At 70.7% G+C, this 15,759-nt stretch carries 12 protein-coding genes and 1 tRNA gene; 7 read left to right on the top strand and 6 right to left on the bottom strand.

The genetic code is table 11. The features are described 5' to 3' along the window. The first annotated feature begins 64 nt into the window (after nucleotides 1-64). Nucleotides 65-1,459 (top strand): NAD(P)/FAD-dependent oxidoreductase, encoded by a 1,395-nt coding sequence (locus ACN6LD_RS11200; protein WP_445043039.1) that lies wholly within the window; start codon nucleotides 65-67, stop codon nucleotides 1,457-1,459. Nucleotides 1,460-1,691: 232 nt separating this feature from the next. After that, on the top strand, nucleotides 1,692-2,981 hold the full coding sequence (locus tag ACN6LD_RS11205; RefSeq protein ID WP_445043040.1) for a class I SAM-dependent methyltransferase: 1,290 nt from the start codon (nucleotides 1,692-1,694) through the stop codon (nucleotides 2,979-2,981). Nucleotides 2,982-3,040: 59 nt separating this feature from the next. Here ACN6LD_RS11205 and ACN6LD_RS11210 read toward each other — a convergent pair whose 3' ends face one another. Next, entirely contained in the window at nucleotides 3,041-5,569 is a 2,529-nt protein-coding gene (locus ACN6LD_RS11210) for an ABC transporter permease (RefSeq protein WP_445043041.1), read from the bottom strand. A gap of 54 nt (nucleotides 5,570-5,623) precedes the next feature. Beyond that, nucleotides 5,624-6,394 carry an ABC transporter ATP-binding protein gene (locus ACN6LD_RS11215; RefSeq protein ID WP_319190743.1) on the bottom strand — a complete coding sequence of 257 codons (771 nt, stop codon included), beginning with the start codon at nucleotides 6,392-6,394 and terminating at the stop codon, nucleotides 5,624-5,626. A gap of 492 nt (nucleotides 6,395-6,886) precedes the next feature. On the opposite strand from ACN6LD_RS11215, the gene ACN6LD_RS11220 reads away from it, so the two are divergent. From ACN6LD_RS11220 to ACN6LD_RS11230, 3 genes are all read left to right on the top strand, one after another. Beyond that, a tRNA-Leu gene (locus ACN6LD_RS11220) sits at nucleotides 6,887-6,970 on the top strand. A gap of 310 nt (nucleotides 6,971-7,280) precedes the next feature. Next, nucleotides 7,281-8,456, top strand: coding sequence for a 4-hydroxybenzoate 3-monooxygenase (locus ACN6LD_RS11225; RefSeq protein WP_445043042.1), 1,176 nt, complete (start codon nucleotides 7,281-7,283; stop codon nucleotides 8,454-8,456). A gap of 212 nt (nucleotides 8,457-8,668) precedes the next feature. Beyond that, on the top strand, nucleotides 8,669-9,553 hold the full coding sequence (locus tag ACN6LD_RS11230; RefSeq protein WP_057578599.1) for a Bax inhibitor-1/YccA family protein: 885 nt from the start codon (nucleotides 8,669-8,671) through the stop codon (nucleotides 9,551-9,553). 101 nt (nucleotides 9,554-9,654) lie between these two features. Here ACN6LD_RS11230 and ACN6LD_RS11235 read toward each other — a convergent pair whose 3' ends face one another. Continuing rightward, nucleotides 9,655-9,882 carry a DUF4287 domain-containing protein gene (locus ACN6LD_RS11235; protein WP_314224892.1) on the bottom strand — a complete coding sequence of 76 codons (228 nt, stop codon included), beginning with the start codon at nucleotides 9,880-9,882 and terminating at the stop codon, nucleotides 9,655-9,657. 103 nt (nucleotides 9,883-9,985) lie between these two features. On the opposite strand from ACN6LD_RS11235, the gene ACN6LD_RS11240 reads away from it, so the two are divergent. Beyond that, nucleotides 9,986-10,297 (top strand): hypothetical protein, encoded by a 312-nt coding sequence (locus ACN6LD_RS11240; RefSeq protein WP_319190738.1) that lies wholly within the window; start codon nucleotides 9,986-9,988, stop codon nucleotides 10,295-10,297. 21 nt (nucleotides 10,298-10,318) lie between these two features. Here ACN6LD_RS11240 and ACN6LD_RS11245 read toward each other — a convergent pair whose 3' ends face one another. From ACN6LD_RS11245 to ACN6LD_RS11255, 3 genes are all read right to left on the bottom strand, one after another. Further along, nucleotides 10,319-11,134, bottom strand: coding sequence for a hypothetical protein (locus ACN6LD_RS11245; RefSeq protein WP_445043071.1), 816 nt, complete (start codon nucleotides 11,132-11,134; stop codon nucleotides 10,319-10,321). A 283-nt stretch (nucleotides 11,135-11,417) separates the two neighbouring features. Further along, the gene (locus tag ACN6LD_RS11250) at nucleotides 11,418-12,638 is read right to left on the bottom strand and encodes an acetyl-CoA C-acetyltransferase (protein ID WP_445043043.1); all 1,221 of its coding nucleotides are present in this window, start codon (nucleotides 12,636-12,638) and stop codon (nucleotides 11,418-11,420) included. A 340-nt stretch (nucleotides 12,639-12,978) separates the two neighbouring features. After that, nucleotides 12,979-14,007: an SGNH/GDSL hydrolase family protein gene (locus ACN6LD_RS11255; RefSeq protein ID WP_319190733.1), complete on the bottom strand. Its 1,029-nt coding sequence runs from the start codon at nucleotides 14,005-14,007 to the stop codon at nucleotides 12,979-12,981. 161 nt (nucleotides 14,008-14,168) lie between these two features. On the opposite strand from ACN6LD_RS11255, the gene ACN6LD_RS11260 reads away from it, so the two are divergent. After that, nucleotides 14,169-15,557, top strand: a complete 1,389-nt coding sequence (locus ACN6LD_RS11260) for a cystathionine beta-synthase (RefSeq protein WP_057578588.1) — start codon at nucleotides 14,169-14,171, stop codon at nucleotides 15,555-15,557. The last annotated feature ends 202 nt before the right edge of the window (nucleotides 15,558-15,759 follow it).

The following is a 15,759-nucleotide window of genomic DNA, read 5'->3' on the forward strand; positions in this document are numbered from 1 at the left end:
CCCTCGGGAAGCTTGTGAAGGGGCGCACGAGCGACCCCCCTGAACCAGGTGGATACTCGATGGCATGAGCACCACGGAGCGTCCCAGGATCCTCGTAGTAGGCGGTGGGTACGTAGGCCTGTACGCAGCTCGGCGCATCCTCAAGAAGATGCGCTACGGCGAGGCGACCGTCACGGTCGTCGACCCCCGGTCGTACATGACCTACCAGCCCTTCCTCCCCGAAACCGCCGCCGGCAACATCTCCCCGCGGCATGTCGTCGTCCCGCTGCGACGCGTGCTGCCCAAGGCGGAGGTGCTCACCGGCCGGGTCACCACCATCGACCAGGACCGCAAGGTCGCCACGATCGCCCCGCTCGTGGGCGAGGCGTACGAGCTGCCCTTCGACTACCTGGTGATCGCGCTCGGCGCGGTCTCCCGCACCTTCCCGATCCCCGGCCTCGCCGAACAGGGCATCGGCATGAAGGGCGTCGAGGAGGCCATCGGCCTGCGCAACCACGTCCTCGAGCAGCTGGACAAGGCCGACTCCACGACCGACGAGGAGATCCGCCGCAAGGCGCTCACCTTCGTCTTCATCGGCGGCGGCTTCGCCGGTGCGGAGACCATCGGTGAGGTCGAGGACCTGGCCCGGGACGCGGCCAATTACTACAAGACCGTGTCCCGCGAGGACATGCGCTTCATCCTCGTGGACGCCGCGGACAAGATCCTGCCCGAGGTCGGTCCGAAGCTCGGCCAGTACGGCAAGGCCCACCTGGAGAGCCGGGGCGTGGAGATCTACCTCTCCACCTCCATGGACTCCTGCGTCGACGGCCACGTCGTGCTGAAGAACGGCCTCGAGGTCGACTCCAACACGATCGTGTGGACGGCCGGCGTCAAGCCGAACCCGGTCCTCGGTCGCTACGGCCTCCCGCTCGGCCCCCGCGGCCACGTCGACACCGCCGCCACCCTCCAGGTGCAGGGCACCGACTACATCTGGGCCGCCGGCGACAACGCCCAGGTGCCCGACGTCGCCGCCCGCAAGGCCGGCGTCGAGAACGCCTGGTGCCCGCCGAACGCGCAGCACGCGCTGCGCCAGGCCAAGGTCCTGGGCGACAACGTGATCTCCGGTATGCGGGGCTTCCCGCAGAAGGAGTACGCGCACTCCAACAAGGGCGCGGTGGCGGGTCTCGGCCTCCACAAGGGCGTCGCGATGATCGTCATGGGCAAGGTGAAGATCAAGCTCAAGGGCCGTCTCGCCTGGTACATGCACCGTGGCTACCACGGTATGGCGATGCCGACGTGGAACCGCAAGATCCGCGTCTTCGCCGACTGGACCCTCGGCATGTTCCTCAAGCGCGAGGTCGTGGCGCTGGGTGCGCTGGAGTCCCCGCGCGAGGAGTTCTACGAGGCCGCCAAGCCGGCCCCGGTCGCCGCGAAGCCGGCTGCCGCGAAGACCGAGAACGAGAAGGCCAACGCCTCCTGACCCTCAGGTCACCCGACCTCGGGCCTGACGCCCGCGGTCACTGAACACCCCGAAGGGGCCGTCCGCCATCCGTGGTGCGGACGGCCCCTTCGGCGTGCGGCGACCGCCCCGCCGCATGGCATGCGCACGTATTTTGCCCGGTCGTGACGGCCGCGCGGGACTGGCCCGCGCATCCCGGCGTGTTTACGTGGTGACAGGACATTCCGGGATCACCGTCACGGAGGTGTGCATCATGGCTGACGCCGCGCCGCGGCTCCATGGGCTCGTCGAACAGTTGCTGGGGGCTCCGTTCCCGCTGCGCGTCCGCGCCTGGGACGGTTCGCAGGCGGGCCCGCCCGGCGCCCCCGTGCTCGTCGCGCACCACCGCAGAGCCCTGCGCCGTCTTCTCTTCAAGCCCGGCGAGCTGGGCCTCGCCCGCGGCTGGGTGGCCGGCGACCTGGACATCGAGGGCGACCTGTACACCGCGGTGGATCTGCTCGCCGGCCTCGTCTGGGAGCGCGGCGAGGACGCCCGCACCCTGTCCCAGGCCCTGCGCGACCCCCGCTTCCGTGCGGCCGTCCGCGGGCTGCTGAAACTCGCCGGACCCCCGCTGCCGCCCGCCCCGCCCCGCGAGGAGGTCCGCAGAGCCCGGCACCTGCACAGCCGGCGATCCGACAGACGCGCCGTCAGCCATCACTACGACGTCGGCAACGGGTTCTACGAACTGGTCCTCGGCCCGTCCATGGTGTACTCGTGCGCCTACTGGGAGACCGCGGACGGCGCCCTCGAGGACGCCCAGCGCGACAAGCTCGAACTCGTCTGCCGCAAGCTCGCCCTGACCCCCGGTCAGCGGCTGCTGGACGTCGGCTGCGGCTGGGGCTCGATGGCGGTCCACGCCGCCCGTGAGCACGGCGTGCACGTCGTCGGGATCACCCTCTCCCAGGAGCAGGCGGCCTACGCCCGCAAGCGCGTCGCCCACGAGGGCCTCACCGACAGGGTCGACATCCGCGTCCAGGACTACCGGGACGTCGCCGACGGCCCGTTCGACGCCGTCTCCTCCATCGGCATGGCGGAACACGTCGGCTCCGACAGCTACCTCGCGTACGCGCGCGCCCTGCACGCGCTGCTGCGGCCGGGCGGCCGGCTGCTCAACCACCAGATCGCCCGCCGTCCGCAGCGCGACGAGTCGTCCTACGACGTGGACGCCTTCATCGACGCCTACGTCTTCCCGGACGGCGAACTCGCCCCCGTCGGCACCACCGTCGCCCGACTCGAGCGGGCGGGCTTCGAGGTCCGCGACGTCGAGTCGATCCGCGAGCACTACGCCCTCACCCTGCGCCGCTGGGTGGCCCGTCTGGAGGACGGCTGGGACCGGGCTGTCCTCCTGGCCGGGCCCGGCCGCGCCCGCGTCTGGCGGCTCTACATGGCCGCCTCCGCGGTCGCCTTCGAACGCAACCGCATCGGCGTCAACCAGGTCCTGGCCGTCCGGACACCCGAGTCCGGGGACTCCGGGCTGCCGCTGCGCGCCCGCACCTGGAACTGACGGAACGACAGAAGGGCCCGGCGCCGTGGGGACGACGCCGGGCCCGACCGCTGCCGCCCCTACTCGGACTTGATCGCCGTCAGCATGTTCAGGCGGGACGCCCGCCGGGCCGGCCAGAGCGCCGCCAGGATGCCCACCGCCGCCGCGAGCGCCAGGAATACCGCCATCCGCCCCCAGGGCACGACGAGTTCGTAGGTGGCCATCTTCGTGCCGAGCAGTTCGCCCGCCGCCCAGCCGAAGAACACGCCGAGGCCGATGCCGAGCACCCCGCCGAACAGCGAGATCACCAGCGACTCCAGCCGGACCATCCGCTTGACCGACCGCCGGTCCAGGCCGATCGCCCGCAGCATGCCGATCTCCTGGGAGCGCTCGAAGACGGACATCGCGAGGGTGTTGACGACGCCGAGCACCGCGACGATCACGGCCATCGCGAGCAGCCCGTAGAGCATGTTCAGCAGCAGCGTGAACATCTTCGCGATCTCGTCGGAGAGGTCCTGCTTGCTCTGGACCTTGATGGCCGGGTTGGAGCCGAGGGCCTTCTCCAGCCGGTCCTTCGTGCCGTCCGAGACGCCGTCGGACGTCTTGACCATGACCTGCATGTCGGACGGGTCCTCGACGTGCGGGGTCAGCGCGGAGTTGTCGAGGAGGATGCCCCGGATCAGCTCGTTGCTCTCGTACACCCCGGAGACCGTCAGCCGCTGGCTTTTGCCGTCCTCGTAGTGCACCGTGAAGGCCGAACCGGCCTTCCAGCCGTAGGACTTCGCGGTGTCCGCGTCGACGGCGACCTGCGAGCCGGCCACCGTGAAGGCGCCGTTGTCCATCGGCAGATCGGTCAGCTCGCCGAAGGCGGAGCCGGTGACGCCGGTGAGGTACTCGGTGTTGCCGTCGATGCGGCCGGGCGCGTTGCGCATCGGGCTGGTGGCGGTCACCCCGTCGACGGCCTTCAGCTTGGCGTCGACGTCCGGGGAGAGCTCGTTGCCGTTGGCCATCGACACGACGTAGTCCGCCTTGATCGCGGAGGACGCCATCTTGTCGATGGACTTCTGCAGGCTGCCCGCCATCACCGTCATGCCGGTGATCAGGGTCAGGCCGATCATCAGCGCGGAGGCGGTGGCCGCCGTGCGTCGCGGGTTGCGCACCGAGTTCTGCCGGGCCAGCTTCCCGGACACCCCGAAGATCCGCAGGACCGGCGCGGAGGCCGCGATCAGCGGGCGGGACAGCAGCGGGGTGAGGATGAAGACGCCGATGATCAGCAGGACCGCGCCGAGGCCCATGGGAGCCTGGCCGTCGGAGCCGTCCATCGTCGTCGCGGCGAGGACGACGGCGACGCCCGCCGCCGAGAACAGCGCGCCCAGCGTGTTGCGCAGCACCAGCGACTTGGCGGTCGCGGCGGCGTGCACGCTGCTCATCGCGGCGACCGGCGGGATCTTCGCGGCCCGGCGCCCGGGCAGCCAGGCCGCCACCATGGTGATGACGACGCCGACGACCATGGCGGTGGCGACCGTGCCGGGCGAGACGACGAGCGGGCCGTCGGGGACGGTCGCCCCCAGCGTCCCGAGCAGCGAACGCAGGCCGGCGCCGATGCCGATGCCGGCGACCAGCCCGCTCACCCCGGCGACCGTGCCGACCACGAACGCCTCGATCAGCACGGACCGGGTGACCTGCCGGCGGGAGGCGCCGACGGCCCGCATGAGCGCGAGTTCCTTGGTGCGCTGGGCGACCAGCATGGTGAAGGTGTTGGCGATGATGAAGGTGCCGACGAACAGCGCGATGCCGGCGAAGACCAGCAGGCCCTGCTTCATTCCGCTCATCGACGCGGAGATCGCCTCGGCCTGGTCGTCCGCCAGCCGACGGCCGGTGGTGGTCTCGACCTGGCCCTCGGGCAGGGCGGCGTCGAGTGCGGACTTCAGCGCGCTCTGCGAGGTCCCGGCGGCCGCCTTGACGTCGATCTCGTCGTACGTGCCCGGCTTGCCGAACAGCGTCTGCGCGCTCGCGGTGTCGAACAGGGCGAGGCTGCCGCCGGCGGCGACGTTGCCGTCGTCGGTGGTGAAGACGCCGACGATCTTCGGGGTGAGGACGGGGCCGTCCACGGAGATCCGCACCGTGTCACCGACCTCGTACCCGGCCCGCTCGGCGGTCCGCGAGTCGATGAGGACCTCGTCCCTGCCGCTCGGGGCGTGCCCGGAGACGAGCGGGTAGCGGGCGTCCTTCTCGCCCCAGTAGTTGCCGCCCTGCGACTGGAAGCCGCCGCCGACGAGCTTTCCGTCCTTGTCGGCGATGGCGGTGAAGCCGTTGACGACGCCGATCGCGGAGGCCGCGCCCGGGACCTTCGCGCTCTGCTCCAGCAGGGCCTGGGTCAGCTCGGGCGTCTTGACGATGCGGTCGCCGACGTCCGGCTGGGACTCGGCGGTGACGGCGACGTCGACCTGGTCGAAGCCCTTGGCGGAGCTGTTCTGGAGAGCGTTGGACAGGGTGTTGGTGAAGACCAGGGTCCCCGACACGAAGGCCACGCCGAGCATCACGGCGAGTACGGTCATCAGGAGCCGGGCCTTGTGCGCGAGCACGTTGCGCAAGGCGGTACGGAACATGGGTGTTGTCTTCTCAGTCCTGCTCGTCGGCGAGCGGTCGGTCCCGGTCCGGGATCAGCTGGTGCGGCCCTTGGCGTCGAAGCGCTTCATACGGTCGAGCACCGACTCGGCGGTCGGGCCGTGCACCTCGTCGACGATCCGTCCGTCCGCGAGGAAGACGACCCGGTCCGCGTAGGCCGCGGCCACCGGGTCGTGGGTCACCATCACCACGGTCTGCCCCAGCTCCCGCACGGAGTTGCGCAGGAAGCCCAGCACCTCGGCGCCCGAGCGCGAGTCGAGGTTGCCGGTCGGCTCGTCACCGAAGATGATCTCGGGCCGCGAGGCCAGGGCGCGGGCGACGGCGACCCGCTGCTGCTGACCGCCGGAGAGCTGCGAGGGCCGGTGGCCGAGCCGGTCGGCGAGGCCGACCATGGCGATGACCTTTTCCAGCCACTCGTTGTCCGGCTTGCGGCCCGCGATGTCCATGGGGAGCGTGATGTTCTCGCGTGCCGTCAGCGTCGGCAGCAGGTTGAACGCCTGGAAGATGAACCCGATCTTGTCCCGGCGGAGCTTGGTGAGCTGCTTGTCCTTCAGCGAGCCGAGCTCGGTGTCGCCGATGCGCACGGAGCCGGAGGAGAAGGTGTCGAGACCGGCCACACAGTGCATCAGGGTGGACTTGCCGGAGCCGGACGGCCCCATGATCGCGGTGAACTCGGCCTGCCGGAAGTCGACCGACACCCGGTCCAGGGCGACCACCTGGGTCTCGCCCTGTCCGTAGATCTTCGACAGGTCCGTGGCGCGCGCGGCCACGGCGGTGGTCCGCTCGGCGAGGGGGCTGGTGGTCACGGGAAACGGGCTCCTGACGGGACGGTGGATGGTTCCGGGGACTGAAACCATGCTCGCGCCCGCCTGCCGCCGTGTAGTCAGCCGCTGTTCCGGTTCTGAGGGCAGACTCCGGATGGACCGGGGGCCGCGATGTCATACCTGGGGATGACCCGGGCCCCTGAGGAGCGGTCTCATGAGGCGGCCCCGAGACGGCCCCGAGACGGCCTTCGGAGTCGGCTTCGAAGGGCGGTCGCGGGAGGCGGCCAGGGGGACGGTCCGGCCCGAAGAAGTGTCAAGAACCGGTGGAGCAACCTCGTCCGGACGGTGAAATTCCGTCATTCCGCATACGCAAGCGGTTTCCGCGCGCCAGGCTACTGGCAAGTGCTGATGGCCGGTGCCATGTACTGATGCACCCTCAGACGTCAATAAAATAAGACAACATGAGGTCTGCTCGTCCGCTGTTCGGGGGACGGATCCCGATAGGGTCGGAAGCTCCAGCGGAGCCTTGGGCCTGCCCAGATGGTGGAATGCAGACACGGCGAGCTTAAACCTCGCTGCCCCTTCGTGGGCGTGCCGGTTCAAGTCCGGCTCTGGGCACTTCCGCGGTCACCGTGTGTGACGTTCGGAGACGGTGGGTTGCGAAAGGGGTCGCCGGTCAAGGCCGGACGGCCCCTGATGCGTGTTCGGTCCCCGATGTGCGTTCCGTCTCCTTTCCTCGCGCGACCGCCCGTCCTCCGGATCGGGCCGGCGCTCCCGTCCGCCGTGAGCCGGGAACCCCTCCACCGTTGACACCCGCAGAGCCAGGGAGCAGACTCGGACCCGGATCATTGAGTGAAGAAAATTTCACTGCACGAACAACCCGACCCGTCCCGACCCGTCCCGTCCCGTCCTCGAAGGGAAACGCCCGATGCGCACGACCGTCGGCATCGTCGGCGCCGGCCCCGCCGGCCTCCTCCTCGCCCGTCTGCTGCACAACGCAGGCGTCGACTCGGTCGTGCTGGAGAGCCGTGACCGCGCCTACGTCGAGCAGCGGCAGCGCGCCGGAATCCTGGAGCAGGGCACGGTGGACGTCCTGCGGGCGGCGGGCGCCGGGGAGCGCATGGACCGCGAGGGCCTGCGGCACGACGGCATAGAGCTGCGGTTCGACCGCCGACGCCATCGCGTCGACTTCCCCGCGCTCACCGGCGGCAGGTCGGTGACCGTCTACGCCCAGACCGAGGTGTGCAAGGACCTCATCGCCCTCCAGCTGAAGGAGGGCGGCCCGCTGCTGTTCGAGGCGGAGGCCCTGGCCGTGGAGGACGCCGACACCGACCACCCCCGTGTCCGCTTTCGCCACCAGGGCGTCGAGGACGTCCTGGAGTGCGACTACGTCGTCGGCTGCGACGGCTTCTGGGGCGTCGCCCGCAGGGCCGTCCCGGCCGAACTGAGCCGCACCTTCGAACGGTCCTACCCCTTCGGCTGGCTCGGCGTCCTCGCCGATGTGCCGCCCTCCCACGACGAGCTGGTCTACGCCCGCCACGACCGCGGGTTCGCGCTGCTGTCCATGCGCTCCCCGTCCGTCTCCCGTCTCTACCTCCAGGTGCCCGAGGGCACGGACGCCGGGTCGTGGAGCGACGGGGAGATCTGGGACGAGCTGGAGCGGCGGTTCGCCACTGACGACGGCTGGCGGCTGGAGCGCGGCCCTATCACACAGAAGTCGGTCACCCCGATGCGCTCGTACGTCCACGAGCCCATGCGACACGGCCGGCTCTTCCTCGCCGGCGACGCGGCCCACATCGTGCCGCCCACCGGGGCGAAGGGGCTGAACCTGGCGGTGGGGGACGTCGTCACCTTCGCGCGGGCGCTGGGCCACCGGCGGGAGACGGGATCGTCCGCGCTCCTGGACGCCTACTCCGCGACCTGTCTGCGGCGCGTGTGGCAGGCCGAGCGGTTCTCCTACGACATGACGACCCTGCTGCACCCCGCCCCGGGCGCGGACCCCTTCGAGAGCCGTCTGCAGCTCGCCCGCCTCGAGCGGCTCGCCTCCTCCCGGGCCGCCGAGACCGATCTCGCCGAGGGATACACCGGCTTCTCGTTCGAATGACCGAACGCCGCGGCCCGTCCGGTCTCCGTGCGGTACCGGACATGTCGCGGCTTGGTCATGATCGGGAACCTTCCGTGCCGGGAATCACGGCGCCACGTAGCGTGTTGCGCAGCAACAAGAGGGAAAGATCCTCCCCAAGCACTAGGGTCAATCCTTTGCCTACCCATTACCCTTGAGCTCAAGGCCGCGCAGTGCGGCCACGGAGGAGTGCAATGAGGAGCAGAAACCCGGTCTTCTCGCGACGGGGGTTCAGCCGCGACAACGGCTACGCGGGCTTCAACGCCGCGCCGCAGGCCGGGGGACCCGCAGTCGGCACGCAGCAGGGCAACCCGTACGCCCAGCCGGCCGGCAACCCCTACGCGCAGAACCCTTACGCCCAGCAGCACGGCGCCCCGCCGCAGGCCCCGGCCGCCACCGGCCGGATGACGATGGACGACGTCGTCGCGCGCACCGCGACCACGCTCGGCACCGTGGTCGTCACGGCGATCCTGTCGTGGCTCCTGCTGCCCGTCGACGACGCCAACATCGGCAAGTCGTACGGCATCGCCATCGGCGCAGGCCTGGTCGCGATGGTGCTCGCGCTGGTCCAGTCGTTCAAGCGGCGCCCGTCGCCCGCGCTGATCCTGTCGTACGCCGCCTTCGAGGGCGTCTTCCTCGGCGTGATCTCCAGCGCGGTCTCGACCTACATCGCGGACGGCGTCGTCGCCCAGGCGGTGCTCGGCACCATGGCGGTCTTCGCGGGCGTGCTCGTGGCCTACAAGGCCGGCTGGATCCGCGTCAACCGTCGCTTCTACGGCTTCGTGATGGCCGCCGCGATCGGTTTCGTCCTGCTGATGATGGTGAACCTGCTGTTCGCCGTCTTCGGCGGCGGTGACGGCCTCGGCTTCCGCAGCGGCGGCCTCGGCATCGTGTTCGGCATCATCGGCATCATCCTCGGCGCCTGCTTCCTGGCCCTGGACTTCAAGCAGGTCGAGGACGGCGTGGCCTACGGCGCTCCGCGCGAGGAGGCCTGGCTGGCCGCCTTCGGCCTCACGATGACGCTGGTGTGGATCTACATGGAGTTCCTGCGACTCCTGTCCATCCTCAACAGCGACTGAGCGAGGAGCCGCCGGGCGGCGGCGCGCGAGCGCCGGCGCACGACAGCGAGAAGGGCCCCGGGATCATCGATCCCGGGCCCCTTCGCCGTGTCGCGTGCGCGCTAGAGCAGTTTGCGCGCGGCCCTCCTCAGGTCGTACTCGTGGATGATCGCCTTGGCGTGGCCGTACGCGAGGTCGTGCTCGGCGCGCAGCCAGCTGACCTTCTCCTCGAAGCGGAGGGCGGGGCCTTCGTCGACGGTGCGCAGCCAGTCGGCGACTTCACGACCGGTGCAATGGGGGATGCGGGCGAGAATGTTGCGGTGGGTCTCCTCGGAGAGGACATGGGACATCGGCGCCTCCGGTAGCAAAGGGGATGTAAGCCGGTCCTCAGGTCACCGTGCCTGACTGTTCGCCCGTTGGCAACAGTCCCGCTGCGACGCGTAGTCTCGCGGCGTGGCTGATACGACGTCCCTGACCCGTGCGGTGGATCACTTCGCCGATCGTCTGCGCGCCGCCCCGCAGAGCCGGCTGCAGCGAGGCGCGGCCGCCGAGGCGCTGGCCCTGGCCAGGGAGTTGGCCCGGCGGACCCAGCTCATCGAGGAGCCCGGAACACCCCTGCGGGAGATGCCCGACGCCGGCATGTTCGCCGCCGCCGACCAGATCACCGTCGCCGTGCACGACCTGGCCCTCGTACTCACGGACGAGGGCCAGGTCGACGAGGCTGTGGAGTTGGTGGCGCAGGCGCAGAAGCGGGCGGGCGTGTGACGCCCGGGACCCGCGGGACGCTCAGAGGCTCGCTATGACGCGGTCCGCCAGGATGTAGACGTTGTCCCCGCCGCACTGGAACGTCAGGGTGTAGGCGCCCGAGATGCCCGACCCGCCCAGCAGGAACGGTGTCTGGCCCGCGGTCAGGGCCGCGGAGAGCCGTTCGGCCGTCTCGCGGTGACCCGGGGTCATGCAGAGCGTGGTGCCGTCGGCGAAGACGTAGACGTCGAGAGTGCCGAGCGGGCCCGGCCGGACGTCGGTCAGCTCGATCTGCGACGAGGCGAGCTCCTCGAGGGCGGCGACCGTGCGCTCGTGGTCGTTCACGACGGGTGACTGCACCGGCACGAAGTCCGGGTGGGACGGGTGCCGGCGGCGGGCCGCGGCCAGTTCGGGGGACTCCCCGGCCATTTCCCCGGCCAGCTCCCCGGCGAACTCGTCGGCGTCCGCGGCCGGCTCGCCCACCGGCTCCGACGGCTCCAGACCCAGCAGGTCGGCCTGGCGGGGCAGGAACAGCTCGCTGTCCGGCAGGCCCAGCAGCGACGGGGCGTCGGAGGCGTCACGCGCCTCCTGGGCGGCCCAGAACGCACGCGCCTCGGCGAGCTCCCGCTCCCGCTCCTCCGCGAGCGCGTCGGCGACGGCGGCGCGTATCTCGGCCGCGTCGGCGGTGGTGCGGGCGGCCGGGACGAAGCCGCGCAGGTCCGCTGCGGCGTCCTCGGCGCTCCTGGCGAGCTGGAGGTGCAGGGCGGCGACCTGCCGGCGCAACTGCATGAGGGTGCGCAGGACGGCGACGCCCACGGCGCCCGTGGCGGCCGTGGTGACCAGCAAGGCGATCGGCATGGCGCTCACTGACGTACTCCCGGTTTCAAGTCGACCCCCGACTTCCTACATCAGCTTGAAGGGCGGACTATCCAGCTGTCAGTGCGTAACGTCACGAAACGGGCAGGACTTTGGTCCTCCGGTTTACTGCCGAAAGGCGCTGAGCTGGGTGAACCCCTCCGGGGAGGGAGATAGGTCACATCCTGGGGGAGATTGGATCACAGAACGGCCCGGAGTCCGGGTGCTTTCCGGACTCCGGGCCATTTCGTCACAGCAGGTGCCGAAGCGGTCACTCAGGGGTGGGTCAGCTGATGCGCTCGATGACCATCGCCATGCCCTGGCCGCCGCCGACGCACATGGTCTCCAGACCGAACTGCTTGTCGTGGAACTGGAGGGAGTTGATGAGCGTGCCGGTGATGCGGGCGCCCGTCATGCCGAAGGGGTGGCCGACGGCGATGGCGCCGCCGTTGACGTTCACCTTGTCGAGGTCGATGCCCAGGTCGCGGTAGGAGGGGATCACCTGGGCGGCGAACGCCTCGTTGATCTCGACCAGGTCGATGTCGTCGATGGTGAGGCCGGCCCGGCGCAGGGCCTGGTTGCTCGCCTCGACCGGGCCGAGGCCCATGATCTCGGGGGACAGGCCGGAGACGCCGGTCGACACGATGCGGGCGAGCGGGGTGAGGCCGAGCTCGCGGGCCTTGGTGTCGCTCATCACGACGACCGCGGCGGCGCCGTCGTTCAGCGGGCAGCAGTTGCCTGCGGTGACCAGTCCGTCGGGGCGGAAGACCGGCTTCAGGCCCTGGACGCCCTCGAGGGTGACGCCGGCGCGCGGGCCGTCGTCCTGGGAGACGACCGTGCCGTCGGGGAGCGTCACCGGGGTGATCTCGCGCTGCCAGAAGCCGTTCTTGAGGGCTTCCTCGGCGAGGTTCTGCGAGCGGACGCCGAACTCGTCCATGTCCTGGCGCGTCACGCCCTTCAGGCGGGCGAGGTTCTCGGCGGTCTGCCCCATGGTGATGTAGGCGTCCGGGACGAGGCCGTCCTCGCGCGGGTCGTGCCAGGTGGCGCCCTCCTGGGCCGCGACGGCCGCGGTGCGGGCCTCGGCCTCGGCGAAGAACGGGTTGCGGGTGTCCGGAAGGCTGTCGGAGTTGCCCTTCGCGAACCGGGAGACCATCTCGACGCCCGCCGAGATGAAGACGTCGCCCTCGCCGGCCTTGATGGCGTGCAGCGCCATCCGGCTCGTCTGCAGGGAGGAGGAGCAGTAGCGGGTGATCGTGCAGCCGGGAAGGTGGTCCATCCCCATCTGCACGGCCACGATCCGGCCGAGGTTGTTGCCCTGCTCGCCGCCGGGCAGTCCGCAGCCGAGCATCAGGTCGTCGATGTCCCTCGGGTCGAGCTCGGGGACCTTGGCGAGGGCCGCCTGGATGATCGTGGCGGTGAGGTCGTCCGGGCGCAGGTCCTTCAGGGAGCCCTTGAAAGCGCGGCCGATGGGCGAGCGGGCGGTCGAGACGATGACGGCTTCGGGCATCACGGCTCCATTGGCGAGATTCTTACGGGGACGGCTTCCTGGGAAGTTACCCGTACGTATGGGCTGGGTCACTGGTGTCGTGGTGTGACCCTGGCCGCAATTTACTAAGCGCTTGCTTTTGCCTCCGGCGGTGAGCGCGAATCGTGCGGGCGGGTCGGGTCGGGTCGGGTCGGGTCGGGTTGCCGGGCCGACCTGAGGGCTGTGCCCCCGGACCCCCTGTCGGCCCTGAAGGGACCTCGTCCTCGATCGCTGACGGGCTGGTGGGGCGGGCTGCCGGTGAAGCGCCCCGCCCCGGCTCCGCAGAGGGCGCCCCGGACGGGCTGGTATGCCTGCTCGGCGGTCAGGCGTTCGTCGGGGAGGTCGGTTCCGATTCCGACACCCGCCGCCTGCGACGGCGCTTCAGGAGGGCCCAGGGACCCCGGGGGCCCGTCGGCATCGCTGCCGTCACCTCGGTGCCGGGCTCGGAGGCCGCTTCCGCAGCCGCACGGGCGACCGGCAGGAAGCCCTCGTGGCGGGAGGCGTCCGGGCGTTCCTCGTCGGCCGGCCACAGGCCGAGGGCCGCGCAGACCGTGGGGAGGACCGCCATCGCGGCCGTCGCGTACCCCTCCGCCGACGGGTGGTAGTGGTCGGGGCCGAACAGCTCGCGCGGGTTCGCCTCGAACTCGGGGCCGAGGAGGTCGCCCAGCGACACCGTGCGGCCGCCCTGCTCGACCGTGCCGATCGTCTGGGCCGCCGCCAGCTGGCGGGAGGCCCGGCGGGCCAGCCAGCGCAGGGGCTGCTGGACCGGCTCGATGGTGCCTAGGTCGGGACAGGTGCCGACGACGACCTCCGCGCCGGCCGTGCGCAGCCGCCGCACCGCCGCGGACAGATGCCGCACCGAGCGGGTCGGAGGCATCCGGTGGGTCACGTCGTTCGCCCCGATCATGATCACGCAGACGTCGGGCGCCCCGTCGGCGTCCGACAGGACCAGGGCGACCTGCCGGTCGAGATCGTCGGACTGGGCCCCCGGCAGCGCCACGTTGCGCAGCTCCACGGGACGCTCGGCGACCGCCGCGAGCCCGGAGGCCAGCAGGGCGCCCGGCGTCTGACCGGAGCGGTGCACGCCCTGACCCGCCGCCGTGGAGTCGCCCAGCATCGTCAGCCGCAGCGGTTCCCTGCCGGGGCCGGGTGCGTCATAGGCGACGCCGTAGCGGCCGTCCGCCTGGGGGACGTGCGGATGCGCGCCGTTGCTCACCTGGCGTCGGGCCAGATGCATCTCGGCCAGTACCAGTCCGGCCGCCGCCGCACCGGCCAGCCCGATCCCGCCGCCGCCGTAGGCCGCGCCGGCCGCGATGCGCCGGGCCACTCTCGCCCTCGACATGCTCGTCATGCCTCGACGCCACCTCCTCGTGTCCGTACACACACTCCTTGCCCCGTACGGCCGGTCGCCCAATCTCGACGAGGTGTGAACATGCCGCTTAGGTCAGAGCCCGACCCGTACTCTGGCGTAACCACTACGACCACTGTTTTTGCAAGCAACCGGAGACAACGGTGCAATTCCACGACTCGATGATCAGCCTCGTCGGCAACACCCCGCTGGTGAAGCTCAACAGCGTGACCAAGGGCATCCGGGCGACCGTCCTGGCCAAGGTGGAGTACTTCAACCCGGGCGGCTCCGTGAAGGACCGCATCGCCCTGCGCATGATCGAGGCCGCCGAGCAGAGCGGGGAGCTGAAGCCCGGCGGCACGATCGTCGAGCCGACCAGCGGCAACACCGGCGTCGGGCTCGCCATCGTGGCCCAGCAGAAGGGGTATCACTGCATCTTCGTGTGCCCCGACAAGGTGTCGACGGACAAGATCAACGTGCTGCGGGCCTACGGGGCCGAGGTCGTCGTCTGCCCGACCGCCGTGGATCCCGAGCACCCGGACTCCTACTACAACGTCTCCGACCGGCTGGTGCGTGAGACGCCGGGCGCGTGGAAGCCGGACCAGTACTCCAACGCGAACAACCCGCTCTCCCACTACCACTCGACCGGCCCCGAGCTGTGGGAGCAGACGGAGGGGCGGATCACCCACTTCGTGGCGGGCGTCGGCACGGGCGGCACCATCTCGGGCACCGGCCGCTACCTGAAGGACGCCAGCGAGGGCCGGGTCCAGGTCGTCGGCGCCGACCCCGAGGGGTCCGTGTACTCCGGCGGGTCCGGGCGGCCGTACCTCGTCGAGGGCGTCGGCGAGGACTTCTGGCCGACCGCCTACGACCGGACCGTCGCCGACGAGATCGTCGCGGTGTCCGACAAGGACTCCTTCCAGATGACCCGGCGGCTCGCGAAGGAGGAGGGCCTGCTGGTCGGCGGCTCCTGCGGGATGGCCGTGGTCGCCGCGCTGCGGGTCGCCGAGCGCCTCGGTCCGGACGACGTCGTGGTCGTGCTGCTGCCGGACAGCGGCCGCGGCTACCTCAGCAAGATCTTCAACGACGAGTGGATGGCCGACTACGGCTTCCTCGAGGACGAGGGTCCCAGCGCCCGCGTCGCCGACGTCCTCAACGACAAGGTGCACGGCGCGATCCCGTCCCTCGTCCACATGCACCCGGACGAGACCGTCGGCGAGGCCATCGAGGTGCTGCGCGAGTACGGCGTCTCGCAGATGCCGATCGTGAAGCCGGGCGCGGGTCACCCGGACGTCATGGCCGCCGAGGTCGTCGGGTCGGTCGTGGAGCGGGAGCTGCTCGACGCGCTGTTCACCCAGCGGGCCTCCCTCGGCGACCCGCTGGAGAAGCACATGTCCGCGCCGCTGCCGCAGGTCGGCTCAGGCGAGCCGGTCGGCGACCTGATGTCCGTGCTCGGCACGGCCGACGCGGCGATCGTCCTCGTCGAGGGCAAGCCCACCGGAGTCGTCAGCCGCCAGGACCTGCTGGCCTTCCTGGCCAAGGGCGGGAAGTGACGTCTGCGTGACAGGGGCCGTCACGGCGGGGAAACCTGCGGTGAACGGCCCCTCGGGGCGCTGAACTTCCGTTTTCCCACCGAAGTGGTGGACTTCGCAGAAGTGGTACGCGTGCGTCACGTCCGCGCAGCACCCGGTTAACACGCGTCCGGCATATTTGTGGATGTCGGCAGGGAGCGGCTCCCCCGCCGGCACGAAAACG

This window comes from Streptomyces sp. SAS_272 (assembly GCF_052543235.1).